General features: G+C 72.4%; 23 protein-coding genes. 14 read left to right on the top strand and 9 right to left on the bottom strand.

What is annotated here, in order from left to right:
- Window positions 1-166: 166 nt before the first annotated feature.
- The 5 genes from AC07B0_RS16895 to AC07B0_RS16875 all read right to left on the bottom strand — a co-directional run bounded on the left by AC07B0_RS16895 (window position 167) and on the right by AC07B0_RS16875 (window position 6,045).
- Complete coding sequence (locus AC07B0_RS16895; protein WP_478865593.1) at window positions 167-1,117, bottom strand: zinc metalloprotease; 951 nt, start codon at window positions 1,115-1,117, stop codon at window positions 167-169.
- Between the two features lie 223 nt (window positions 1,118-1,340).
- Window positions 1,341-3,014 (bottom strand): alkaline phosphatase D family protein, encoded by a 1,674-nt coding sequence (locus AC07B0_RS16890; RefSeq protein ID WP_478898516.1) that lies wholly within the window; start codon window positions 3,012-3,014, stop codon window positions 1,341-1,343.
- Between the two features lie 112 nt (window positions 3,015-3,126).
- On the bottom strand, window positions 3,127-3,921 hold the full coding sequence (locus AC07B0_RS16885) for a DsbA family protein (RefSeq protein ID WP_356882598.1): 795 nt from the start codon (window positions 3,919-3,921) through the stop codon (window positions 3,127-3,129).
- Window positions 3,922-3,968: 47 nt separating this feature from the next.
- The gene (locus AC07B0_RS16880; RefSeq protein WP_469385009.1) at window positions 3,969-4,658 is read right to left on the bottom strand and encodes a hypothetical protein; all 690 of its coding nucleotides are present in this window, start codon (window positions 4,656-4,658) and stop codon (window positions 3,969-3,971) included.
- A 61-nt stretch (window positions 4,659-4,719) separates the two neighbouring features.
- Window positions 4,720-6,045 (bottom strand): DUF2252 domain-containing protein, encoded by a 1,326-nt coding sequence (locus AC07B0_RS16875; protein ID WP_356882602.1) that lies wholly within the window; start codon window positions 6,043-6,045, stop codon window positions 4,720-4,722.
- Between the two features lie 168 nt (window positions 6,046-6,213).
- Between AC07B0_RS16875 and dnaE the strand changes: the two genes are divergently transcribed.
- The gene (dnaE, locus tag AC07B0_RS16870; RefSeq protein WP_356882604.1) at window positions 6,214-9,756 is read left to right on the top strand and encodes a DNA polymerase III subunit alpha; all 3,543 of its coding nucleotides are present in this window, start codon (window positions 6,214-6,216) and stop codon (window positions 9,754-9,756) included.
- Between the two features lie 114 nt (window positions 9,757-9,870).
- On the opposite strand, the gene AC07B0_RS16865 is transcribed toward dnaE, so the two are convergent.
- Complete coding sequence (locus tag AC07B0_RS16865; protein ID WP_356882606.1) at window positions 9,871-10,038, bottom strand: hypothetical protein; 168 nt, start codon at window positions 10,036-10,038, stop codon at window positions 9,871-9,873.
- Between the two features lie 210 nt (window positions 10,039-10,248).
- Here AC07B0_RS16865 and AC07B0_RS16860 point away from each other — a divergent pair, with 210 nt between their 5' ends.
- From AC07B0_RS16860 to AC07B0_RS16845, 4 genes are read left to right on the top strand one after another with little or no spacing between them, the layout of a single operon-like run.
- Entirely contained in the window at window positions 10,249-11,547 is a 1,299-nt protein-coding gene (locus tag AC07B0_RS16860; RefSeq protein WP_478865539.1) for an NYN domain-containing protein, read from the top strand.
- Between the two features lie 28 nt (window positions 11,548-11,575).
- Window positions 11,576-12,613: an ABC transporter ATP-binding protein gene (locus AC07B0_RS16855; RefSeq protein WP_469380053.1), complete on the top strand. Its 1,038-nt coding sequence runs from the start codon at window positions 11,576-11,578 to the stop codon at window positions 12,611-12,613.
- Window positions 12,610-13,383: an ABC transporter permease gene (locus tag AC07B0_RS16850; RefSeq protein ID WP_356882610.1), complete on the top strand. Its 774-nt coding sequence runs from the start codon at window positions 12,610-12,612 to the stop codon at window positions 13,381-13,383. The genes AC07B0_RS16855 and AC07B0_RS16850 overlap by 4 nt, the downstream gene beginning before the upstream one ends.
- A 34-nt stretch (window positions 13,384-13,417) precedes the next feature.
- Window positions 13,418-14,152: a hypothetical protein gene (locus AC07B0_RS16845; protein WP_467291142.1), complete on the top strand. Its 735-nt coding sequence runs from the start codon at window positions 13,418-13,420 to the stop codon at window positions 14,150-14,152.
- Window positions 14,153-14,179: 27 nt separating this feature from the next.
- Here AC07B0_RS16845 and ybaK read toward each other — a convergent pair whose 3' ends face one another.
- Genes ybaK through AC07B0_RS16830 form a run of 3 tightly spaced genes read right to left on the bottom strand, consistent with a single transcriptional unit; the run spans window position 14,180 to window position 17,092 of the window.
- Window positions 14,180-14,677: a Cys-tRNA(Pro) deacylase gene (ybaK, locus tag AC07B0_RS16840; RefSeq protein WP_478898515.1), complete on the bottom strand. Its 498-nt coding sequence runs from the start codon at window positions 14,675-14,677 to the stop codon at window positions 14,180-14,182.
- 47 nt (window positions 14,678-14,724) lie between these two features.
- Window positions 14,725-15,465 carry an LON peptidase substrate-binding domain-containing protein gene (locus AC07B0_RS16835; RefSeq protein WP_356882616.1) on the bottom strand — a complete coding sequence of 247 codons (741 nt, stop codon included), beginning with the start codon at window positions 15,463-15,465 and terminating at the stop codon, window positions 14,725-14,727.
- A 34-nt stretch (window positions 15,466-15,499) separates the two neighbouring features.
- Window positions 15,500-17,092, bottom strand: a complete 1,593-nt coding sequence (locus AC07B0_RS16830) for an oxidoreductase (RefSeq protein WP_478898514.1) — start codon at window positions 17,090-17,092, stop codon at window positions 15,500-15,502.
- A 123-nt stretch (window positions 17,093-17,215) separates the two neighbouring features.
- On the opposite strand from AC07B0_RS16830, the gene hisD reads away from it, so the two are divergent.
- From hisD to AC07B0_RS16785, 9 genes are all read left to right on the top strand, one after another.
- Entirely contained in the window at window positions 17,216-18,547 is a 1,332-nt protein-coding gene (hisD, locus tag AC07B0_RS16825) for a histidinol dehydrogenase (RefSeq protein WP_478898513.1), read from the top strand.
- Window positions 18,544-19,659: a histidinol-phosphate transaminase gene (locus AC07B0_RS16820; RefSeq protein ID WP_478898512.1), complete on the top strand. Its 1,116-nt coding sequence runs from the start codon at window positions 18,544-18,546 to the stop codon at window positions 19,657-19,659. Before hisD ends, AC07B0_RS16820 begins: the two co-directional genes overlap by 4 nt.
- Window positions 19,656-20,249 (top strand): imidazoleglycerol-phosphate dehydratase HisB, encoded by a 594-nt coding sequence (gene hisB, locus AC07B0_RS16815; RefSeq protein WP_356882624.1) that lies wholly within the window; start codon window positions 19,656-19,658, stop codon window positions 20,247-20,249. The genes AC07B0_RS16820 and hisB overlap by 4 nt, the downstream gene beginning before the upstream one ends.
- A gap of 2 nt (window positions 20,250-20,251) precedes the next feature.
- Window positions 20,252-20,419: a hypothetical protein gene (locus AC07B0_RS16810; protein WP_356882626.1), complete on the top strand. Its 168-nt coding sequence runs from the start codon at window positions 20,252-20,254 to the stop codon at window positions 20,417-20,419.
- Window positions 20,416-21,066, top strand: a complete 651-nt coding sequence (gene hisH / locus AC07B0_RS16805) for an imidazole glycerol phosphate synthase subunit HisH (protein WP_356882628.1) — start codon at window positions 20,416-20,418, stop codon at window positions 21,064-21,066. The genes AC07B0_RS16810 and hisH overlap by 4 nt, the downstream gene beginning before the upstream one ends.
- A complete protein-coding gene (gene priA / locus AC07B0_RS16800) occupies window positions 21,066-21,797 on the top strand; it encodes a bifunctional 1-(5-phosphoribosyl)-5-((5-phosphoribosylamino)methylideneamino)imidazole-4-carboxamide isomerase/phosphoribosylanthranilate isomerase PriA (RefSeq protein WP_356882630.1) in 732 nt (243 codons plus the stop codon). Before hisH ends, priA begins: the two co-directional genes overlap by 1 nt.
- A complete protein-coding gene (locus tag AC07B0_RS16795) occupies window positions 21,794-22,213 on the top strand; it encodes a RidA family protein (protein ID WP_467291152.1) in 420 nt (139 codons plus the stop codon). The genes priA and AC07B0_RS16795 overlap by 4 nt, the downstream gene beginning before the upstream one ends.
- Window positions 22,210-22,965, top strand: coding sequence for an imidazole glycerol phosphate synthase subunit HisF (gene hisF, locus AC07B0_RS16790; RefSeq protein ID WP_356882634.1), 756 nt, complete (start codon window positions 22,210-22,212; stop codon window positions 22,963-22,965). Before AC07B0_RS16795 ends, hisF begins: the two co-directional genes overlap by 4 nt.
- An 85-nt stretch (window positions 22,966-23,050) precedes the next feature.
- Complete coding sequence (locus AC07B0_RS16785; RefSeq protein WP_478898511.1) at window positions 23,051-24,304, top strand: MFS transporter; 1,254 nt, start codon at window positions 23,051-23,053, stop codon at window positions 24,302-24,304.
- Window positions 24,305-24,601 lie beyond the last annotated feature (297 nt).

Genomic DNA, 24,601 nt, shown 5'->3' with positions numbered 1-24,601 from the left:
GTGCCGTGCCGGGCGTCGCGACCCGGTGGACCTTTCCGGTCACGGCACTAGGCGCGGAAGACCGGTGGGCACGGCCCGGCGACGAGCGCCGGAGCCGTGCCCACGGTCATGCGGGGATCAGCGGGTGATCCGTACGCGTTCCGTACGTGACGCGTTCCGTACGTGATCAGGCCCGGTAGGCCGTCCACATGCTCTTCATGCGCGACACCTGGCCGGCCGTGAACTGGTACATGCAGGAGTCGTACGTGTAGTCCATGAAGTTGTGGATCGGGTCCGCGCCGCTCGCGGTGCAGGTGTCACGGCCCGTGGGGCACTCGAAGGCCGCGCTCTTCTCGGCCGGGGTGTCGGAGACGGAGTCGCCGCTGCCCGAGCAGCCGCCCTGGAAGGTGTGGTAGAGCCCGAGCCAGTGGCCGACCTCGTGGGTGCCGGTGTCGCCCTCGCTGTAGTTCGCGGAGGAGCCGCCGGGCAGTGAGCTGTTGAGCAGGACCACGCCGTCCATCTTGGGCTGGGAGGCGTAGGAGCTCGGGAAGGTCGCCCAGCCGAGCAGGCCGCCGCCGAGGTTGGCGGTGTAGACGTTCAGCGCGTTCTTGCCGCCCTTGCGCAGGGTGTTCTTCATGTTCTTCTCGGCGGTGGTGCCGTCCGAGACGTTGTACCAGGTGGCGTTGTCCGTGTAGTCGGTACCGGCCAGGGTGAACTGGAAGCCGGAGTTGACGTTGCCGGTGCCCTGGCCGCCGTAGGCCGCGTTGAGGACCGCGATCTGCTTGCCGATGTCGGTCGCGGTGAGCTTCCCGGCGGTGCCGTTGTGGATCACGTGGAAGTAGACCGGGATGTTCGTGGCCGCCGCGGCGGCGCCCGCCCGCATGCCGTCGAGCTGCTGCGGGCCGAGCTGGCCGAGCTTCTTCTTCAGGTCGGCGTCCATGGCCTTGACCTGCGCGTCCGTGACCTCGTTGGGGTCGGCCGCGTGCTCGTCCTTCGGGCGGGCGACGCGGGCGTTCGCGGACCCGGCCGTCGCGCCCTCCTCGGCGCAGACCTCGGCGGGGGTCTGGGCGGCGGCCAGGGTGGTGGGGGCGGAGAGCGGGGCGAACGCCAGGGTTCCGGCCAGGACGGCCGTGCCCATGAGGCGGCGCCGGAGAAGGGGGGATATGCGGGCAACAGCGCGCACGTTGACTCCTCGCGAAGCGTGGTGGGGGGTGAGGGATCTCCTCACGCTGGCCGGAATCTTACGTGTGCATGTCATTCAATTGACAAGTACCCGGAAGTAAAAATCTTGTTGCCAATGATGCGGATGGGGCGCCTGGTATGCACCAGGCGCCCCATCGGACAAGAGAATTGACGGTCTGTCAGTTAACCGGGTGGTCGGTCCGCTCCACCTTCTGCGTGCCGTTCAGCGTGCGGTACGAGCGGGCCCAGGAGGAGGTCGCGTCCGGCCGGCGCTTGTCCGAGACCACGTGGTAGTCCATCTGCGCGCGCTCGGCCGTGACGTCCAGGACGCCGTATCCGTGAGCGTCCATGTCCAGCCACTTGACGTGCCAGTTCGCGGCCTTGATGGCCGATTCGGCGACCAGCGAGAGCGTGTCCGGCAGCACGTGGAGGATGTCGTCCACGTTGTCGGAGGTCACCGAGGTCACCACGAACTCGGTCGCCGCGCTGCCCGATCCCGGGTACGTCGCCTTCTGCACCGGGACCTCGTTCGCCCACGCCATGTGGATGTCGCCGGTCAGGAACACCGTGTTCTTGATGTTCCGGTCCTTCAAGTGGCCCAGGAGCTCCTTGCGATCGTCGGTGTAGCCGTCCCACTGGTCCACGTTGGCCGCGATTCCACCCTCGGGCAGCCCGAGCAGCTTGGTCAGCGGCTTCAGCAGGTGCGCGGGCAGCGCGCCGAAGGCCACCGGCGAGATCATCACCGACGTGCCGACCAGCTTCCAGGTCGCGTTCGAGCTCGCCAGCCCCTGCTTGAGCCAGTCCAGCTGCGCCCGCCCGGTGAGCGTGCGCTCCGGGTCGTCCACCGAACCGCTGCCCACCTTGACCTGCTGCGAGCGGAAGGACCGCAGGTCCAGCAGGTGCAGGTCGGCGAGGGTGCCGAAGCGCAGGCGGCGGTAGACGGTGCCCGCGACGGAGGTGCGTACGGGCATCCACTCGAAGTAGGCCTGCTTGGCGGCGGCCGCGCGGGCCGCCCACTCGCCCTCGGCCCCCGGGGTGTGGTTCTCGGCGCCGCCCGCCCAGGCGTCGTTGGCGAACTCGTGGTCGTCCCATATCGCGACGATCGCGTGGGCCGCGTGCAGCGCCTGGAGGTCGGCGTCGGTCTTGTACTTGCCGTGCCGGACGCGGTAGTCGGCCAGGCTGACGATCTCGTGCCGCGGCTCGTGCGCGCGGACGGTGTACTTCGCCTCCGGGTACCCGCCGCTCTGGTACTCGTAGATGTAGTCGCCCAGGTGCAGGACCGCGTCCAGGTCGGCGCGGGCCGCGAGGTGCCGGTACGCCGAGAAGTACCCGGACTCCCAGTTGGCGCAGGAGACCACGCCGAAGCGCACCCCCGGCGTGGTCTCGTCGTGGCCCGGCGCGGTCAGGGTGCGGCCGACGGGGGAGACGGTGGCGCCGGCGGTGAACCGGTACCAGTAAGGGGTGTGGGGGCGGAGCCCGCGCACGTCCGCCTTGACCGTGTGGTCGGAGGCGGCGCTCGCGGTGACGGTGCCGCTCGCCACGATCCGGGAGAAGGCCTTGTCCTCGGCCACCTCCCAGCCCACGGCCAGGGCCGGGCCGAGTCCGGAGCCGGGGACGGCCTCCGGGCTCGGGGTGACGCGGGTCCACAGCAGGACCCCGTCGGGCAGCGGGTCGCCGGAGGCGACGCCGTGCAGGAAGGCGGGTGCGGACGTCGCCGCGTGGGCGGCCGGGGCGCCCAGGGCGGTGAGCGGCGCGAGTGCGGCGGTGGCCGCTGCGGCGAGGACGACCGAACGGCGGCGCGGGTGCGCCGGGCGCGCGGCGGAGCCGGCGGAGGGGGTGAGATGACTGGTCACGGACAATCATATTACTGATCGGTACACCCGTGGGAACAGCCCTGGGAAGGCAACGGGCGGGCGAACTCCAGGAGTTCGCCCGCCCGTGAGCGGTCGTGCGGCCGGCGGAGGGTCAGCCGGCGAGCGCCTTGTCGAGTGCCGCCGTGAACGCCTCGGGCGTCTGCGGGGTCTCGATCTTCTTGCCGTCCATCTTCAGCGTCGGGGTGCCCTTCACCTCGGACTTGTTGAAGGCCTTCGACATCTCCAGCGCCCACCGGTCGTACGTACCGTCCTCGACGGCCTTCTTGAACTCGGCGTTGCCCTTGAGCGCGGGCACCGTGTCCGCGACCTTGAGCAGGTAGTCGTCCTTGGCGAAGCTGTCGACGGTCTCCTCCGGGTGCTGCTCCTTCGAGTAGAGCGCGCCCTTGTAGTCGAGGAAGGCCTGCGGGCTGACGTTCAGGGCGGCGCCGAGCGCGCTCAGCGCGTTCTTCGAACCCTCGCCCTTCACGGCGTTGTCGATGAAGGTGGCCCCGAAGTACTGGAGCTTGTACTTGCCCGCGTCGACGTCCTTCTTGACCTGCTCGCCGACCGCCTGCTCGAACGAGGCGCACGCCGGGCAGCGCGAGTCCTCGTAGAGCTCCAGGGTCTTCTTCGCCTCGGGCTTGCCGATGACGACCGTGGTGCCGTCCTCGCCGGTGGTGTTCGCGGGCTTCACCAGGGTGGCCTCGGCGGCCTTGTCCCAGTAGCCGGGCTCGTTCGCCTGCACGACCGCGTAGCCGACGCCGCCCGCCAGCGCCAGGACGCCGACGACGGCTCCGGCCACGACCAGCTGCCGGCGGGCCCGGTCCTTCTTGGCCTGCTTCTCGCGCTCGATCCGCAGCTTCTCGCGGGCCGCCGCCTTGTTCGCCTGGCTGTTGCGTGCACTCATGATGATCTCCGTGGGATGTGAAGGGTCGGGGGACTGCCGTACGTACGTCAGACGCTCGCGAGCGCCGCGCGTACGGGAGGTCCCCGCCGTCCCACGGAATGTGCGGGGAATCGCGTACGGGTCCCCGTGCCCGCGACCGGCGGACGCAGCGCCCGCCGGGCCGTGCCGGAGGCCACCGACACCGCGGCCACCGCCAGCAGCAGCGGCCGGAACGCGGCGCCGGCCACCGCGCGCAGCAGCCGGGCCAGGGCCCGCTCGCCGCCCCGCAGCCAGGCCGCGGCCAGCACCCCGACCGTGACGTGGGCGCCCAGCAGCAGCCAGGGCGTCCACGGCCCGGGCGCGGCGAGCAGCGCGGCGGGGTCGCTGCCGGGCGCGGCCACCTCGGCCAGCGGCCCGCCCACCGGAGTCCCGCCGCACAGCGCGTCCAGGCCCATCGCGCGCAGCGGCCCGGAGACCGGACCGCCCGCCGGGCCGTAGCAGAGGTGCTGCCCGGCGGTGAAGACGGTGTCGGCCGCCAGCTCCAGCGGTACCAGCAGCGCGGCGATCGGTCCGAAGCCGCGCTCCCGGCCCGCCAGGGCGAAGGCGATCACGAACACGCCCGCGAAGGCGCCGGCCACCAGCGCGGGCGGCAGCGGCACCCGGGACATCAGCACGTGGGACCCGGCCGAGAGCAGCACGACGAGCGCGCTGAACAGCGCGGCCCTCAGCCCCCGGAGTCCTGCCCCTGATACGTCCATCGTCGCGAGTGTGCCATGACTCCCTGTGAAGCCGGGCCCTGGGCCCGGACACCGTGGGGACCTACGACGTGATCCGGCCGTTGCGGAACAGGTCCACGAAGATCTGGTGGTCGGCGCGCGCCCGGGCCCCGTAGGCGTGCGCGAAGTCCACCAGCAGCCGGGCGAAGCCCTCCTCGTCGGCGGCGATCGCCGCGTCGATGGCGCGCTCCGTGGAGAACGGGACCAGGGACTGGCCGCTCTCCGCCGCGTCGGCCGCCGCGTGCATGGTGGCCGTCGCCCGCCCGAGGTCGGCGACGACCGCCGCGATCTCCTCCGGGTCGTCCAGGTCCGACCAGTCCAGGTCCACCGCGTACGGGGAGACCTCCGCCACCAGCTGTCCGGCCCCGTCCAGCTCCGTCCAGCCCAGCCAGGGGTCGGCGTGCGCCTGGAGCGCCCGCTGTGAGATCACCGTGCGGTGGCCCTCGTGCTCGAAGTACTCCCGGACGGCCCGGTCGGTGATGTGCCGGGACACGGCGGGTGTCTGCGCCTGCTTGAGGTAGATCACGACGTCGTTCTCCAGGGCGTCGCTGTGGCCCTCCAGCAGGATGTTGTACGAGGGCAGGCCGGCCGAGCCGATGCCCACGCCCCGGCGGCCGACCACGTCCTTGACCCGGTAGGAGTCCGGGCGGACGAGGGACTCCTCCGGCAGGGTCTCCAGGTAGCCGTCGAAGGCGGCCAGCACCTTGTAGCGGGTGGCCGCGTCCAGCTCGATGGCGCCGCCGCCCGCCGTGAAGCGGCGCTCGTGGTCGCGGATCTCCGTCATCGAGTCGAGCAGCGAGAACCGCGTGCGCGAGCGGGCCGCGCGCAGGGCCGACAGCAGCGGGCCCTCGGCGGTGTCCAGGGTGAAGGAGGGGACCTCCTCGTGCTTGGCGCCGGCGGCCAGGCGGTGGATCCGCTCCCGGTAGGCGCCGGCGTAGATCCGGACGAGCTCGCTGATCTGCTCGTCGCTGAGGGCCTTGGTGTAGCCGATCAGGGCGACGGAGGCGGCGAAGCGCTTGAGGTCCCAGGTGAAGGGGCCGACGTACGCCTCGTCGAAGTCGTTCACATTGAAGATCAGCCGGCCTTCGGAGTTCATGTACGTGCCGAAGTTCTCGGCGTGCAGATCGCCGTGGATCCAGACCCGGCCGGTCCGCTCGTCCAGGTACGGGCCGCCGTGCCGGTCGCGCTCCAGGTCGGCGTAGAACAGGCAGGCGGTGCCCCGGTAGAAGGCGAACGCGGAGGCGGCCATCTTCCGGAATTTGACCTGGAAGGCGGCGGGGTCGGCGGCGAGCAGCTCGCCGAACGCGGTGTCGAACACATCGAGTATCTGCTCGGCGCGCTGCTCGTCGGTCGTCTCGGGAACCGCCATGGCGGATGCCTCCTGGTGGCGCTGGGTGGATCGCTGGTCGATCGCATTCCGGACAGGTGTCCTTGGCTCTGCAACGGATGAAGGTACCCGTCGGTGCCCCGGATGTGTCAGCCGGGAGACGTAGGATTCAGAGCTGCCGCCCCTCTCTCCCCCCGGAGGACTCCCACCGTGACCAAGCCGCCGTTCACGCACCTGCACGTCCACACCCAGTACTCGCTGCTGGACGGTGCCGCGCGGCTGAAGGACATGTTCAACGCGTGCAACGAGATGGGCATGACGCACATCGCCATGTCCGACCACGGCAACCTGCACGGGGCCTACGACTTCTTCCACACCGCCAAGAAGGCCGGGGTCACGCCGATCATCGGCATCGAGGCCTACGTGGCCCCCGAGTCCCGGCGCAACAAGCGGCGCATCCAGTGGGGCCAGCCCCACCAGAAGCGCGACGACGTCTCCGGTTCCGGCGGCTACACCCACAAGACGATCTGGGCGGCGAACGCCACCGGGCTGAACAACCTCTTCCGGCTGTCCTCCGACGCGTACGCCGAGGGCTGGCTCACGAAGTGGCCGCGCATGGACAAGGAGACCATCAGCAAGTGGTCGGAGGGCCTGATCGCCTCCACCGGCTGCCCCTCCGGCGAGCTCCAGACGCGCCTTCGCCTCGGCCAGTTCGACGAGGCCCTGAAGTCGGCCTCCGAGTACCAGGACATCTTCGGCAAGGACCGCTACTTCCTGGAGCTGATGGACCACGGCATCGAGATCGAGCGCCGGGTCCGCGACGGGCTGCTGGAGATCGGCAAGAAGCTCGGCATCCCGCCGCTGGTGACGAACGACTCGCACTACACGTACGCGAGCGAGGCCACCGCCCACGACGCCCTGCTGTGCATCCAGACCGGCAAGAACCTCTCGGACCCGGACCGCTTCCGCTTCGACGGCACCGGCTACTACCTGAAGTCCACGGACGAGATGTACGCCATCGACTCCTCGGACGCCTGGCAGGAGGGCTGCGCCAACACGAAGCTCGTCGCGGACCAGATCGACACCGAGGGCATGTTCCAGTTCCGGAACCTGATGCCGAAGTTCGACATCCCGGACGGCTACACCGAGGTCACCTGGTTCCGCGAGGAGACCATGCGGGGCATGCACCGCCGCTACCCGGCGGGCATCCCGGACGACCGGATGAAGCAGGCCGAGTACGAGATGGACACGATCATCTCGATGGGCTTCCCCGGCTACTTCCTCGTGGTCGCCGACTTCATCATGTGGGCCAAGAACCAGGGCATCGCGGTCGGCCCGGGCCGAGGCTCCGCGGCCGGCTCGATCGTCGCGTACGCCATGGGCATCACCGACCTCGACCCGCTCACCCACGGCCTGATCTTCGAGCGCTTCCTGAACCCCGAGCGCGTCTCCATGCCCGACGTCGACATCGACTTCGACGAGCGTCGGCGCGTCGAGGTGATCCGGTACGTCACCGAGAAGTACGGCGCCGACAAGGTCGCCATGATCGGCACCTACGGCACCATCAAGGCCAAGAACGCGATCAAGGACTCCGCGCGCGTCCTCGGCTACCCGTACGCCATGGGCGACCGGCTCACCAAGGCCATGCCCGCCGACGTCCTCGGCAAGGGCATCCCGCTCTCCGGCATCCTCGACCCCACGCACCCCCGCTACGGCGAGGCCGGCGAGATCCGCGGGATGTACGAGAACGAACCCGACGTGAAGAAGGTCATCGACACCGCCCGCGGCGTCGAGGGCCTGGTCCGCCAGATGGGCGTGCACGCCGCCGGCGTGATCATGTCCAGCGAGACGATCACCGACCACGTGCCCGTCTGGGTCCGGCACTCCGACGGCGTCACCATCACCCAGTGGGACTACCCGAGCTGCGAGTCGCTCGGCCTGCTGAAGATGGACTTCCTCGGCCTGCGCAACCTCACGATCATGGACGACGCCGTCAAGATGGTGAAGGCCAACAAGGGGATCGACATCGATCTCCTGGCCCTCCCGCTCGACGACCCCAAGACCTTCGAACTGCTCGGCCGCGGTGACACCCTCGGCGTCTTCCAGTTCGACGGCGGCCCCATGCGCTCCCTGCTGCGCCTGATGAAGCCCGACAACTTCGAGGACATCTCCGCCGTCTCGGCCCTGTACCGGCCGGGCCCGATGGGCATGAACTCGCACACGAACTACGCCCTGCGCAAGAACAAGCAGCAGGAGATCACCCCGATCCACCCGGAGCTGGAGGGCCCCCTCGAAGAGGTCCTCGCGGTCACCTACGGCCTGATCGTCTACCAGGAGCAGGTCCAGAAGGCCGCCCAGATCATCGCCGGGTACTCGCTCGGCGAGGCCGACATCCTGCGCCGCGTGATGGGCAAGAAGAAGCCCGAGGAGCTGGCGAAGAACTTCGTCATCTTCGAGGAGGGGGCCAAGAAGAAGGGCTTCAGCGACCAGGCGATCAAGGCGCTGTGGGACGTCCTGGTCCCCTTCGCCGGCTACGCCTTCAACAAGGCCCACTCGGCCGCTTACGGCCTGGTCTCCTACTGGACCGCCTACCTGAAGGCGAACTTCCCGGCCGAGTACATGGCGGGCCTGCTCACCTCGGTCAAGGACGACAAGGACAAGTCCGCGATCTACCTGAACGAGTGCCGCCGCATGGGCATCAAGGTGCTCCCGCCGAACGTGAACGAGTCCGAGCCGAACTTCGCCGCCCAGGGCGACGACGTGATCCTCTTCGGGCTCACCGCCGTGCGCAACGTCGGCCAGAACGTCGTCGAGTCGATCATCAAGACGAGGAAGGCCAAGGGGAAGTTCTCCTCCTTCCCCGACTTCCTGGACAAGGTCGAGGCCGTCGTCTGCAACAAGCGGACCGTCGAATCGCTGATCAAGGCCGGCGCGTACGACGAGATGGGCCACACCCGAAAGGGACTCGTCGCCCACCACGAACCGATGATCGACAACGTGGTCGCGGTCAAGCGCAAGGAGGCCGAGGGACAGTTCGACCTCTTCGGCGGAATGGGTGACGAGAGCGGCGGCGACGAACCCGGCTTCGGCCTGGACGTCGAGTTCTCCGACGTCGAGTGGGAGAAGTCCTACCTGCTCGCCCAGGAGCGCGAGATGCTCGGCCTCTACGTCTCCGACCACCCGCTCTTCGGCCTGGAGCACGTCCTCTCCGACAAGACCGACGCCGGCATCTCCCAGCTGACCGGCGGAGAGCACTCCGACGGCGCGGTCGTCACCATCGGCGGCATCATCTCCGGCCTCCAGCGCAAGATGACCAAGCAGGGCAACGCCTGGGCCATCGCCACCGTCGAGGACCTCGCCGGCTCCATCGAATGCATGTTCTTCCCCGCGACCTACCAGCTCGTCTCCACCCAGCTGGTCGAGGACACCGTCGTCTTCGTCAAGGGCCGCCTGGACAAGCGCGAGGACGTCCCCCGGCTGGTCGCCATGGAGCTGATGGTCCCCGACCTGACCTCGGCCGGCACCAACGCCCCCGTCGTCCTCACCATCCCCACCGTCAAGGTCACCCCGCCGATGGTCACCCGCCTCGGGGAGATCCTGCGCCACCACCGGGGCAACACCGAGGTCCGGATCAAGCTCCAGGGGCCGCGGACCACCACCGTGCTCCGCCTCGACAAGCACCGCGTCCAGCCCGACCCGGCGCTCTTCGGCGACCTCAAGGTGCTGCTCGGCCCGTCCTGCCTGGCCGGCTAACGGACGTCAGCGCGCCGTACGGGCGTCACCTCGCCGTACGGGCGTCAGCGCGCAAAGGAAGGGGCTCGGCCGGCACCGCCGGTCGAGCCCCTTCCCACACCGCACGCGGAGGCGTCAGTTGTGGCCGAACTTCTTCTGCTTGCCCTTGCGCGCCATGTCCAGCGGGCTCGGGGACGGCGAGACCGACTCGCCCTGCGGCTGCGCCGAGCTCTTGCCCGGATCCTGCGCCGCCGTGCGCTCCTGCGACTTCGCGGGCTGCTTCTGGTTCTTGTTCTTGGCCATGGGATGCCTCCGTGGGGGTGTAGGGGCCAGGGCCGCCTTCACACTCACACAGCACCACAACCCGCGCATTTTGGATCATTACTGCGCGTAGTGGCGGATCTCCCGGCCGCCCCGGGAGATCCGCCACGCCGATGATCGAGTTCCGGCCTTCAACGCCCTTGCGGTCGGGCAGACTCGGGGAAACCCAATCGAGGACCCCCAGGGAAGAGGGTGGAACGCGTGGACCGCTGCGTCGTCCTGGTGGACGCCGGGTACCTGCTCGGCGCCGCCGCGAGCCTCCTCGCGGGGGAACCCTCCCGCTCCCGCATCACCGTCGACCACGCCGCCCTCATCCAGGGCCTGCGCGAGCGGGCCGAGGCCGACACCGAACAGCCGCTGCTGCGGATCTACTGGTTCGACGGCGCACCCGACCGGGTGCCGCAGCCCGAACACCGCCGGCTGCGCGTCATGCCCCGCGTCACCGTCCGCCTCGGCGCCCTGACCCGCAGCGACGGCCGCTGGGCGCAGAAGGGCGTCGACGCCGCCATGCACGCCGAGCTCACCGAACTGGCCCGCAACCGGGCCTGCTCCGACGTCGTCCTGGTGACCGGCGACGGCGACCTCCTGCCCGGCCTGATGTCCGCCAAGGAACACGGCGTCGCCGTCCACCTGTGGGCCGTCCAGGCCGCCGACGGGGACTACAACCAGTCCGAGGACCTCGTCGCCGAGGCCGACGAACGCCGCGTCCTCGACCGCGCCTGGATCACCCGCGCCGTCCGTGCCCGCGACCTCACCGGCCTGTGCGCCCCGGCCCCCGCACCGCGCCCCGAGATCGCCGCGATCCTCTCCGCGCCCCTGCCCGAGGCCGCCCTCGCCGAGGCCGCACGCAACGGAGCTCCGCCCGCCACCGGGACCGCCGCCAACGGGACGCCCGTACCCGCCCCCGCCGCCGAAGGCGCCAAACCCGTACCCACCCCCAAGGACCTCGCCTCGCTGCGCGCCCCCGGCCCGGCCCAGCCGGCCGCGGGAACCCCCGCGCACAACGCGCCCGCCCCCTCCAGCGCCCTGCGCTGGTCCTCCGACAAGGGCTGGATCGACCGCGCCGGCCCCCTCGGCGAGCCCGCCGAGACCGCCTCGCTGCCCACCCTCGCCCAGCTCACCAGCGCCGAACAGCGCTGGGCCGACCGCGAGGAGGACATCACCACCGTCGGCGGAGACCCCTTCGAGGTGGGCCAGGTCTTCGCCCGCCGCTGGATGGAACGCCTCCCCGAGACCGTCCACCTCCAGAAGCTCGCCACCATGTACCCGCGCGTCCCGCACCGCATCGACGGGGAGCTGCTGCGCTACGCCGCCCGCTTCGGACTGCTCGCGCACAAGGACGACCAGATCGACGAGCACGACCGGTACGCCATCCGGGCCGGCTTCTGGCGGGAGATCGACGTCCGCGCGGCCGCCGAGCACGTGAGCGGCGTCCCGGGCGCCGGGAGCGCCCCGCCGCCCCCGGGCCCGGCGACCCCGGCGGCCGGGTAGGGGCGAAAGCCGCGTAGGCTGCTCCCTCGTGAGTACGGGCACAGCACAGGCAGGGCACACCGAGGCGGCAGCCGCGGGAGCGGCCTCCGACGTGGTCTGCGCGGTGCGTGACCTGGTCAAGACCTACCCCGCGGTCCGGGGCCGGCGAGGGGCCCCCGCGCTGCCCGAGACCCGTGCCACCGACGGGATCTCCCTGGAGGTCCGCCGCGGCGAGGTGTTCGGCCTGCTCGGCCCCAACGGCGCCGGCAAGTCCACCCTGGTCCGCCAGCTCACCGGCCTGCTCAGGCCCGACACCGGCTCCGTGACCCTGCTCGGCCACGACCTCGTGCGCCACCCCGAGCGGGCCGCCCGGCTGCTCGCCTACCTGGGGCAGGAGTCCACCGCCCTCGACGAGCTCACCGTCTCCCTCGCGGCCGAGACCACCGGCCGCCTCCGCGGGCTCGGACTGCGGGACGCGCGGGCCGCACGGGACGAGGTACTGGAGGAACTCGGGCTGACCGAGATCGCCGGGCGGGCCCTGAAGAAGCTCTCCGGCGGCCAGCGGCGCCTCGCCTGCTTCGCCACGGCCCTGGTCGGGGAGCGGCCGCTGCTGGTCCTCGACGAACCCACGACCGGCATGGACCCCGTGGCCCGGCGGGCCGTGTGGGCGGCCGTGGACCGGCGCCGCGCCCGCCACGGCGCCACCGTCCTGCTCGTCACCCACAACGTCATCGAGGCCGAGACGGTCCTCGACCGGGTCGCCGTCATCGACCAGGGCAAGGTCATCGCCTGCGACACGCCGGCCGGACTCAAGGCCATGGTCTCCGACGAGGTCCGCCTCGAACTGGTGTGGCGCACCGCCCCGCCGCTGGACGTCCCCGAAGTCGCGGCGCTCGCCCCGACGGCCGCCGAATCGGGCCGCCGCTGGGTGCTGCGGCTGCCGCAGGACGAGGCGCGCGCCGCGGTGGCCGCCGTGACCGGCGGCCCGGCCTTCGCCGCCCTCGACGATTTCACGTTGGCCACGCCGAGCCTGGAGGACGTCTACCTCGCGCTGGGTGGACGGATGAAGGGTCTGGTCAAGTCGTGACCACCGCTGTCGTTCCCGGGGTCCTCGCACCCCGCGCCCGGTTCTTCCCCGCGCTCGCCGCCGTCTACCGGGCCCAGCTGTCCCGGGCGCGGGTCGCGCGGATCCCGCTGCTGTTCGTGGCCACCTTCCAGTCCGTCGGCATCATGATCCTGATGCGGGGCGTGGTGGACGGGGGCTCCGAGGCGCGGGCCGTCGTCGCCGGATCCTCGGTGCTCGTCGTCGCCTTCGTCGCCCTGAACCTGCTCGCGCAGTACTTCGGGCAGCTGCGGGCCGGCGGCGGCCTCGACCACTACGCCACCCTGCCCGTGCCGCCCGCCTCCGTGGTGCTCGGCGCCGCCGGCGCGTACGCCTCCTTCACCCTGCCGGGGACCCTGGTCACGGCCGTCTTCGGGAGCCTGCTGTTCGGGCTGCCGATGGGCGGCCTGTGGATCCTCGCGGCGGTGGTGCCGCTGGCCGGGGCCGCCCTCGCCGGGCTGGGGGCGGCACTGGGGCTGCTCGCGCCGCGCCAGGAGCTGGCCACCCTGGCCGGGCAGCTGGGCATGTCGGCCGCGCTGCTGCTGGGGGTGCTGCCGCCCGAGCGGATGCCGGACGTGATCGTGTGGGCGCGGGACCTGCTGCCGTCCACGTACGGGGTCGAGGCCTTCGCGGAGACCTTCGCCCCGCACCCCGACTGGGCGGCCGTCGTCCTCGACCTCGGGGTGTGCGGCGCCGTCGGAGTACTGTCCCTGGCCCTGGCGACGTGGGCGTACCGCCGGGCGGCGGTCCGCTGAAGCCGGTGCCGGGCGTACCTGGCACGATGTGGGGGTGACCGAAGCCGTGACCCCGCCGCCGTCCCCGTACGACCCGCCGACGCACCCGCCCGCGGCGGAGCGGGCGGACCAGCCCGGGCCGCATGACCGGCAGGACCGTACGGACCTGCCGGAGCCGCTGGACGCCGCGGCGCCCTCGAAGCCGGGCGCGGCGTCCGCGGGCATCACCCCCGCGGACGTCCGTGACGGGGCCGCCGTCACCCTCGTGGTCGGCGTGGCCGGTGTGGTCCTCGGGCTGCTGTGGGCGTGGCTCGCCCCCCGGGTGCAGTACGTCTCCAACGGGGAGGCCGTCTTCCTGCGCGACACCGAGAGCGAGGCGCGGATCGGCGCCGACGGCACCTTCTTCCTGCTGGCCCTCGGCTTCGGCGTGCTCAGCGCGGTGGCCGTCTTCCTGTGGCGCCGGCGCGGCGGAGTGCCCCTGGTGATCGGGCTGACCGTCGGAGCCTGCTTCGCCTCCCTCGCCGGCTGGCGGCTCGGTCTGCTGCTCGGGCCGGGCGGGAACCTGCCGGCGGCCGCCGCCGAGGCGGGCAAGGGCGTCCCGTTCGACGCGCCGCTCCAGCTGCTGGCCCACGGGGTCCTGCTGGTGTGGCCGATGACGGCCGTCGCCCTGCACCTGGGCCTGACCGCGCTGTGGTCCCCCCGCGAAACCTCCCCGTCCGCCGAGTGGTACGGGACGTACCCGCCGCCGCACGTCCACGCCGACCCGCCGAAGGACGACCCGCGCGACTGACGCGCCGCTCCGGGCCGTGCCCGCGCCCTAGGGCCGGGCGATCGCGGCCACCACCGCGCCCGTGAGGGCCGCCAGGTCCGCCGGGGCCAGCTCGACCTCCAGGCCCCGGCGGCCCGCCGAGACGCAGATGGTCGGGTGCGCGGTGGCCGAGGCGTCCACGACCGTACGCAGCCGCTTGCGCTGCCCCAGCGGGGAGATCCCGCCCCGGACGTAGCCCGTGGTGCGTTCCGCCAGCGCCGGGTCGGCCATCGCGGCGCGCTTGCCGCCCGCGGCCGCGGCCAGGGCCTTCAGGTCCAGCGACCCCGAGACGGGCACCACGGCCACCGTGAGGGTCCCGTCCACGTCCGCGACGAGGGTCTTGAAGACGCGGTCCGGGCCCACGCCCAGGGCCTGGGCGGCCTCCTCGCCGTAGGAGGAGTGGGCCGGGTCGTGCTCGTAGGCGTGGGTGGTGAACTCCACCCCGGCCGCGGTGAGCGCGACGATCGCCGGGGTGCCGGCCGGGCCCGCCGGCTTCTTCTTCGCCATCAGTTCGCCTTCACCGTCGGTTCGCGGTCGTCGTCGGTTCGCAGTCGTCAGTTCGGGTTCGTCGGGGAACGGGTCAGCTCCACCGCCGGGAGCGACGGCAGGTGGCGGATCACGGCCGTCTCCGCGCGGAGCAGCTTCAGCTCCTCCGCCAGCCGCGTCGCGGTGTCCGGGGCCTGGAGCAGGCGCTGCTTCGCGGGGATGTCCAGCACGGCCGCGGCCGCCACCAGGTACGACACCACCGACGGTTCGTCCGGCAGCTCGGGCGCTGAGGTCAGGGACCGCTCCCGGGCGCCCGCCAGCCGCTTCTGGTAGCTGCGGAACGCCCGCAGCACCCCCTCGGACAGCGCGCCCGCGCCGTCGCCCGCGTCCTCGGCGAGCTCCTCCAGCTCCGCGACGAGGAAGGGCCCCGAGGCGTCGACCGACAGCAGCCGGACCCGGGTGGTGCCGGTGGCGAGGACCTCGAAGCTGCCGTCCTCGCGCTCCCGGATCGTCGCCGCGTCGGCGACGCAGCCGACCCGGTGGAAGGCCTGGATCGGGTCCGCGCCGAAGCCCGCCGCCGGGCCCCGCTCGGGCAGGGCCGTCTGGTCGGGCAGGCCGGGCGCGGTCGGGGCGACCTCCCGGCCGTCGCGGATCGCGACGACCGCGAAGCGCCGCGGCTCTTCCTCGCCCGTCTTCAGCAGCTCGCGCATCATGGCGCGATAGCGCTCCTCGAAGATGTTCAGCGGCAGCACGAGGCCCGGGAACAGCACCGAGTTCAGCGGGAAGAGGGGCAGGCGAACGGTGGTCACGAGGCACAGGGTAGTGGCCGGACGGCCGGAGCCGTCACCCCCGCCTCAGCAGCCGCGACGCGCCCGCCGCCACCGTCGTGGCCAGGATCCAGCCCAGGACCACCAGGGCCGCCGCGCCCCACTGCCAGCCGCCGGCCGTCTTCCAGTGGCCCTCCTGGCCGAGATCGACCACGGGCAGCAGCAGATCCAGGGCGTACAGGGCCGCGTTCCAGTGCGGGTGCTCGTCCGCCTTGACCGGCTCCGGGGCGTGGCCGAGGAACATCAGGGTGCCCGCCGCCCACAGCACCGCCATCCACAGCGCGGCCCGGCCCGGCCGGTAGCCGTAGACCACCGTCCAGTCCTGGAGGTGCCCCCAGGCCCGGGCGGCCGGGGGCAGGGTGGTCCGGCGCCGGCGCTGCTTGGCCACCAGCACCTCGCGGGCCTCCGCGTCCTCACCGCCGTCCCGCAGCACGGCCGCCAGCCGCTCGTACGGCTCGGGGGAGTACTCGGGGGTGGCCGCCTCGACCCAGGCGAGGCGGCGGGCCAGTGTGAAGTCGCCGCGGGGAGCCAGGGCCTCGTAGACGAACCCCTCCATCGACAGCCGGCCCGGACCCGGCCAGCTCGTGTGCCGGTCGACCAGTTTGACCACCTTCGCTCCGGACACCACCACCCTGCCCCGCTCGGGAGCCTCACCGACGAACCGGAACTCCGGGGTCTGGATCCGGCGCAGCGAGACCTCCTGGTCCGGGCCGAGGTCGAAGAGGGCCCCGTAGAAGTCGACCGAGTCGCCGAAGCGGCCGTCGTCCAGCCGCAGACCGCCCCGGCACTCAAAGGCCCGCCCGGGCCCGCCCCGCGCGGGCGTCCGGCTCCAGTCGCCCGTCAGGGGGGCCGGATCGGCGCCGCCCGGGGCGAGGGCGATCGACGTCAGGTACAAGGTCCGCTCGACGGTCAGCGTGGGGGCGTTCAGGGCGCGCCCGCCGCCCGGGTGGGACAGCCGGGCCCCGCGCAGGCTCATCGAGGCCCCGACCTTCGCCCCGCGCAGGCTGACCTCCCCGTACGTCTCCAGCATGTCGGCGTGGAAGTCCTGCGCGACCGAGATCCCGTCGGCCGCGACCGCCCGGCCGCGCGCGTCGCCCCGCAGCACCGCGCGGCTGATCAGCAGGTCCGTGCCGATCTGCGCGTCGGTGAGCCGGATCCCGCGCGCCACCCGGGACGACACCAGGTGCAGGTCGCCCTCGGTGTGCAGCCGGGCCGCCTCCACCCGGGGTATCGCGCAGTTGTGCAGCCGGAGCGTGCCGCAGCGCGTCTCGGACAGCTGGACCTCGTCGTCGAAGCGGCACGAGCGGATCTCCACGTACGGGGCCACCGTGCCGCCGGACAGGTCCAGCCGCCCGGTGATCCGCGCCCCGCGCAGCTTCAGGCAGCCCACCCGGCCCGGCACCGGCACCGGACCGGCCAGCAGCAGCAGGGCCACCACCTCGGCCCGCACGGTCCGCTCGGGACCCCACTCCCGGCCGTCGAACGGTTCGTCGTGATCCGCCGGCGCGGAGCGGAAGTCACAGACCGTCCCGCTCCGGAAGGTCTCCCACATCAGCCGTTCGGCGTCGCTCAGGTCCCCCGGCGGCGCGCCCGTCGTCCCCTCGGTCATGGCAGCCCCCCTGCTGTCACGTACGTGTAGGGGAACGCTAAGGGGCGGCTGTGACATCCGGGGTGTGTATCAGCCAGTGATACGGGCGAACGGTCGCGGGAGACGGTCTGAGAGAATTGGGACGTGATCTCTCGTATCGACCTGCGCGGTGACGCCCTCCCCGAGGGCGGCGCCCTGCGCGATCTGCTGCCCCGTGCCGAGTTCGACGTAGAAGCTGCCCTGGAGAAGGTGCGGCCCATCTGCGAGGACGTCCATCATCGTGGCACGGCGGCGTTGATCGAGTACGCGCACAAGTTCGACGGGGTCGAGCTCGCGCAGGTCCGGGTGCCCGCGGAGGCCGTCAAGGTCGCCCTGGAGCAGCTGGATCCGGCCGTCCGCGCCGCCCTGGAGGAGTCGATCCGGCGCGCCCGGATCGTGCACCGCAACCAGCGCCGCACCGAGCACACCACCCAGGTGGTCCCCGGCGGCACGGTGACCGAGAAGTGGGTTCCGGTCGAGCGCGTGGGCCTGTACGCCCCGGGCGGCCGCTCCGTGTACCCGTCGTCGGTCGTCATGAACGTCGTCCCGGCCCAGGAGGCGGGCGTCGAGTCGATCGCGCTGGCCTCCCCGCCGCAGAAGGAGTTCGGCGGCCTGCCGCACCCCACCATCCTGGCGGCGTGCGCGCTGCTCGGCGTGGACGAGGTGTACGCGGTCGGCGGCGCCCAGGCCGTCGCGATGTTCGCGTACGGAACCACCGGACCGGACGGCTGCCCGCCGGCGAACATGGTGACCGGCCCCGGCAACATCTGGGTCGCCGCCGCCAAGCGCTACTTCACCGGAAGGATCGGCATCGACACCGAGGCCGGCCCCACCGAGATCGCGGTCCTCGCGGACTCCACGGCCGACCCGGTCCACGTCGCCGCCGACCTGATCAGCCAGGCCGAACACGACCCGCTGGCCGCCGCCGTCCTCGTCACGGACTCCGCGGAGCTCGCGGACGCAGTCGAGAAGGAGCTGGAACCCCAGGTCGCGGCCACCAAGCACGTCGAGGACCGGATCAAGCCCGCCCTCGCGGGCAAGCAGTCCGCGATCGTCCTCGTCGACAGCCTGGAGGACGGCCTCAAGGTCGTCGACGCGTACGGCGCCGAGCACCTGGAGATCCAGACCGCCGACGCCGCCGCCTGGGCCGCCCGCGTGCGCAACGCCGGCGCGATCTTCGTCGGCCCGTGGGCCCCGGTCTCCCTCGGCGACTACTGCGCGGGCTCCAACCACGTGCTGCCCACCGGCGGCTGCGCCTGCCACTCCTCCGGCCTGTCCGTGCAGTCCTTCCTGCGCGGCATCCACATCGTCGACTACACGCGCGACGCCCTCGCCGAGGTCACCCACCACGTGGTGACGCTGGCCGAGGCCGAGGACCTGCCCGCGCACGGCGCCGCCCTGAAGGCGCGCTTCGGATGGAAGGTCCCCCAGCAGTGACCGCGGACATCGGGATCGACGACCTCCCCATCCGGGACGAGCTCCGCGGCAAGACCCCGTACGGCGCCCCCCAGCTCGACGTGCCCGTCCAGCTGAACACCAACGAGAACCCGTACGAGCTCCCCGAGGAACTCGTCGCACGGATCGCCGAACGCGTCGCCGACGCCGCCCGCACCCTCAACCGCTACCCGGACCGGGACGCCGTCGAGCTGCGCACCGAGCTGGCCGCCTACCTCACCCGTACCGGCAAGCACCCGGTGGCGCGGGAGAACGTCTGGGCCGCCAACGGCTCCAACGAGGTCCTCCAGCAGCTGCTCCAGACCTTCGGCGGGCCCGGCCGCACCGCGATCGGCTTCGAGCCCTCGTACTCGATGCACGCCCTGATCGCCCGCGGCACCGGCACCGGCTGGATCTCCGGCCCGCGCCGCGAGGACTTCACGATCGACCTCGAAGCGGCGGAGCGGGCGATCGCCGAACACGCCCCCGACGTCGTCTTCATCACCTCGCCCAACAACCCCACGGGCACCGCGGTCGGGGCGGAGACGGTCCTCGCGCTGTACGAGGCCGCCCAGGCCGCCAAGCCCTCCCTCGTCGTCGTCGACGAGGCCTACGTGGAGTTCAGCCACCGGGACTCGCTGCTGCCCCTCATCGAGGGCCGCCCGAACCTGGTGGTCTCCCGGACCATGTCCAAGGCCTTCGGCGCCGCGGGCCTGCGCCTGGGCTACCTGGCCGCGCACCCCGCCGTCGTCGACGCCGTCCAGCTGGTGCGCCTGCCGTACCACCTGTCGGCCGTCACCCAGGCGACCGCGCTGGCCGCCCTGGAACACACCGACACCCTGCTCGGCTACGTCGAGCAGCTCAAGGCCGAACGGGACCGCCTCGTCACCGAACTGCGGGCCATCGGCTTCGAGGTCACCGAGTCCGACGCGAACTTCATCCAGTTCGGCAGGTTCGACGACTCCCACACCGCCTGGCAGAAGATCCTCGACCGGGGCGTCCTGGTCCGGGACAACGGCGTACCGGGCTGGCTGCGGGTCACCGCCGGCACCCCGGCCGAGAACGACGCGTTCCTGGAAGCGGTTCGCGCACTGAAGAAGGAGCAGCAGGCATGAGCCGCATCGGACGGGTCGAACGCACCACGAAGGAGACCTCGGTCCTCGTCGAGATAAACCTCGACGGCACGGGCAAGGTCGACGTGTCGACCGGCGTGGGCTTCTACGACCACATGCTCGACCAGCTCGGCCGCCACGGCCTCTTCGACCTCACGGTCAAGACCGACGGCGACCTGCACATCGACACCCACCACACCATCGAGGACACCGCCCTCGCGCTCGGCGCCGCCTTCAAGCAGGCCCTCGGCGACAAGGTGGGCATCTACCGCTTCGGCAACTGCACCGTCCCCCTGGACGAGTCCCTCGCCCAGGTGACCGTCGACCTGTCCGGCCGCCCGTACCTCGTGCACACCGAGCCCGAGAACATGGCGCCGATGATCGGCTCGTACGACACGACGATGACCCGGCACATCTTCGAGTCCTTCGTCGCGCAGGCCCAGATCGCCCTGCACATCCACGTCCCGTACGGCCGCAACGCCCACCACATCGTGGAGTGCCAGTTCAAGGCCCTCGCCCGGGCCCTGCGCTACGCCGCCGAGTTCGACCCCCGCGCCGCCGGGATCCTGCCCTCCACGAAGGGCGCCCTCTAGCCGTGAACGGCCTCAACACCATCCTGATCGTCGTCGGCCTCTTCCTGGCCGGCGGCGTCTACTCCTTCCAGAAGCAGAAGATGCCCCTGTCGGTCGTCGTCCTGCTCGCCATCGGCTCCGTGATGTGCCTCGTCGCCGGAGTCCTGCGGATCCGAGGAATCTGGGAATGAGCGCTACCCGTCCCACCAAGAAGGTCGTCGTCTTCGACTACGGCTTCGGCAACGTCCGCTCCGCCGAGCGCGCCCTCGCGCGCGTCGGCGCGGACGTGGAGATCACCCGCGACTACGACAAGGCCATGGACGCCGACGGCCTCCTCGTCCCCGGCGTCGGCGCCTTCTCCGCCTGCATGCAGGGCCTCAAGGACGTCCGCGGCGACTGGATCATCGGCCGCCGGCTCTCCGGCGGCCGGCCCGTCATGGGCATCTGCGTCGGCATGCAGATCCTCTTCGAACGCGGCATCGAGCACGGCGTGGAGACCGAGGGGCTCGACGAGTGGCCCGGCACGGTCGGCCCGCTCAAGGCCCCCGTCGTCCCGCACATGGGCTGGAACACCGTCCGGGCCCCGGCGGACAGCCAGGCCTTCGCCGGCCTCGACGCCGACGCCCGTTTCTACTTCGTGCACTCCTACGCGGCGCACGACTGGAGCCTGGAAGTCACCAACCCGGCCATCCGCGCCCCCAAGGTCACCTGGGCCACCCACGGCGAGCCCTTCGTCGCGGCCGTGGAGAACGGGGCACTGTGGGCCACCCAGTTCCACCCCGAGAAGTCCGGCGACACCGGTGCCCAGCTCCTCACCAACTGGATCGAGACCCTGTGATGACCGCACCCCTCCTCGAACTCCTCCCCGCGGTCGACGTCCGCGACGGCCAGGCCGTACGCCTCGTGCACGGCGTCTCCGGCAGCGAGACCTCCTACGGGTCCCCGCTGGAGGCGGCCCTCGCCTGGCAGCGCGCCGGCGCCGAGTGGCTCCACCTCGTCGACCTGGACGCCGCCTTCGGCACCGGTGACAACCGCGCCCTGGTCGCAGAGATCACCGGCGCCATGGACATCAAGGTCGAGCTGTCCGGCGGCATCCGCGACGACGCCTCGCTCGCCGCGGCCCTCGCCACCGGCTGCACCCGCGTCAACCTCGGCACCGCCGCCCTGGAGACCCCCGAGTGGGCCGCCAGGGCCATCGCCGAGCACGGCGACCGCATCGCCGTCGGCCTCGATGTCCGCGGCACCACCCTCAAGGGCCGCGGCTGGACCAGCGAGGGCGGCGACCTCTACGAGACCCTCGCCCGCCTGGACTCCGAAGGCTGCGCCCGCTACGTCGTCACCGACATCGGCAAGGACGGCACCCTCACCGGCCCCAACCTGGAGCTGCTGAAGAACGTCTGCGCCGCCACCGACCGGCCCGTCGTGGCCTCCGGCGGCATCTCCTCCCTGGACGACCTGCGCGCGCTGTCCGAGCTCGTGCCGCTCGGCGTCGAGGGCGCGATCGTCGGCAAGGCCCTGTACGCCAAGGCCTTCACCCTGGAAGAAGCCCTGAAGGTGGTCTCCGCATGAGCAGCTCCCCCGACTCCTCGGCCGCCGTACGGCGCATCTCCTCCGGCGGCGCCTACGAGGACGTCATCGCGTACTCCCGCGCGGTGCAGCTCCCCAACGGGCTCGTCCTCGTCTCCGGCTGCACCGCCGCCGACGCGGGCGGCCCGTACGACCAGAGCGTCGCCGCGTTCGGCGTCGCCTTCAAGGCGCTCGCCCAGGCCGGCCTCGGCCCCGAGGACGTCGTCCGCACCCGCATGTACCTGACGCACGCGCGCGACGTCGAGGAGGTGGGCCGCGCCCACAAGGAGCTCTTCGACGCGGTCCGCCCGGCCGCGACGATGCTCATCGTGTCCGGCTTCGTCGACCCGTCGATGGTCGTCGAGGTGGAGGTGGAGGCGTACAAGGCGCCCGGCACCCCCGCGGGAGGGACCGCATGAGCCTCGCCGTACGCGTGATCCCCTGCCTCGACGTGGACAACGGCCGCGTCGTCAAGGGCGTCAACTTCCAGAACCTGCGCGACGCCGGCGACCCCGTCGAGATGGCCAAGCTCTACGACGCCGAAGGCGCCGACGAGCTGACCTTCCTCGACATCACCGCCTCCTCCGGCAACCGCGAGACCACCTACGACGTGGTGCGCCGCACCGCCGAACAGGTCTTCATCCCGCTGACGGTGGGCGGCGGCGTCCGCACCGCCGACGACGTCGACAAGCTGCTGCGCGCCGGAGCGGACAAGGTCGGCGTCAACACCGCCGCCATCGCCCGCCCCGAGCTCATCCAGGAGATCGCCGAGCGCTTCGGCCGCCAGGTGCTCGTCCTGTCCGTCGACGCCCGCCGCACCGCCACCGGCTCCTTCGAGGTCACCACCCACGGCGGCCGCCGGGGCACCGGCATCGACGCCGTCGAATGGGCCCACCGCGCCGCCGAACTCGGCGCCGGGGAGATCCTCCTCAACTCGATGGACGCCGACGGCACCAAGGACGGCTACGACACCGAGATGATCGCCGCCGTCCGCAAGCACGTCAGCGTCCCCGTGATCGCCTCCGGCGGCGCGGGCACCCTCGCGCACTTCCCGCCGGCCATCGGGGCCGGGGCCGACGCGGTGCTCGCCGCCTCGGTGTTCCACTTCGGCGACCTGCGGATCTCCGAGGTCAAGTCGGCGCTGCGCGAGGCCGGACACCCCGTCCGCTGACCCCGCCCGGCCCGCGCGCCGTAAATCACCTGCCGCGTCCCGCCCGCCCCGCCTAGTCTGGTCCAGACCAGTCGAGGGGGGTGCGGTGGGCGCGGCAGCCGTGTTGCGTGACGGGAACGTCCTGCGGTGGCTAGGGGCGTACGCCGCCTCCCTCATCGGGGACGGCATCTACTTCCTCGCCCTCGGGTGGGCCGCCGCGCAGACCGCCGGCCCCGGAGAGGTCGGCCTGGTCATGGCCGCCGGAGCCGTGCCCCGGGCCCTGCTGATGCTGGGCGGCGGCGTGGTCGCCGACCGCTTCGGACCCCGCCTGGTGGTCCTCTCCTCCGACGCCGTGCGGTGCGCGGTGGTCCTGGCCCTCGCGGCGGCCGTCGGCCTCACCTCCCCGGGCCTGTGGGTGCTGGTCCTGGTGGCCCTCGTGTTCGGGCTCGTCGACGCCCTGTTCCTGCCGGCCGTCGGGGCCCTGCCGCCGCGGATCGCCGCGCCCGGCCAGCTCGTACGCGTCCAGGGGCTGCGCAGCCTCGCCGAGCGCGTCGGGCACACCGCCGGGCCGCCGGCCGCGGGACTCGCCATGGGGCTGGGCGGTCCGGGGGCGGCGTTCGGGGTGGCGGCGGGCCTGTTCGGGCTGTCGCTGCTGCTCCTCCTCACGGTACGGATCTCCCCACTGCCGGCGCCGACCGCCGACCCGGGATCCGGCTCCGGCTCCCGTTCGGGTTCCGGGCCCGGGGAGAGCCCCTGGCGGCAGCTGCGCTCGGGGCTCGCCTACATACGCCGCCACGGGCTGATCGGGCCCCTCGTGCTCTCCGGCGCGCTGAGCCAGCTCGGCACCTCGGCGCCGCTCACCCTCGGGCTGATCCTGCTCGCCGGGGAACGCGGCTGGGGGCCCGGCGGGGTCGGCTGGATCGTCGGCGCGCTCGGGGCGGGGGCGGCCGCCAGTGCGCTGCTCCTCACCCTGGTACCGCGCTTCCCGCACGCGGGGGCCTGGCAGAACGCCACCCTGATCGTCGGCTCGGCCGGGATCGGGGCCCTGGCACTGGCCCCGACCCTCGCCTCGGCGGTGGCGCTCGCGCTGGTCACGGGGCTGGTGTGCGGGATCTGCGGGGGGCTGGCGGTGGCCCTGATCCAGACCGCGACCGACCCCTCCTACCTGGGCCGGGTCAGCTCGGTCATGGCCTTCACCGCCGTGGGCCTGGCGCCGCTGGCGTACCCCGTCTTCGGGGTCGCGGCCGACCTGTGGGGGATCACCCCGGTGTTCCTCGCCGGCGGCGCGCTGAGCATGGCCGGCGCGGCCATCGGCACCTCCGCCCCAGCGGTCCGCCGCGCCGAACTCTCCCTCACCTGACCCGCCCCCCGGCCCCTCTGCCCACCGTGCCCGGTGCGGCTGGACTTGTCCGGGGGCGAGCGGTAGGGGCCGGGGACGGGGTGGGGTGTCGTCCGGGACTAAAACGTGATTTGTTGGCGCCCTGTGCCGACCGGCAAAGGGGGCCCGGACCAGGCGCCATAAATCATGCCCGTCCCGGACGACACCCCACCCCCGGCCCCGGCCCCCCCCCCCCCCCCCCCCCCCCCCCCCCCCCCCCCCCCCCCCCCCCCCCCCCCCCCCCCCCCCCCCCCCCCCCCCCCCCCCCCCCCCCCCCCC

This window comes from Streptomyces sp. NPDC044704, from assembly GCF_056433525.1.
Note: the sequence above shows the minus strand (reverse complement) of the source record. Positions and strands in the feature narration are given on the sequence as shown.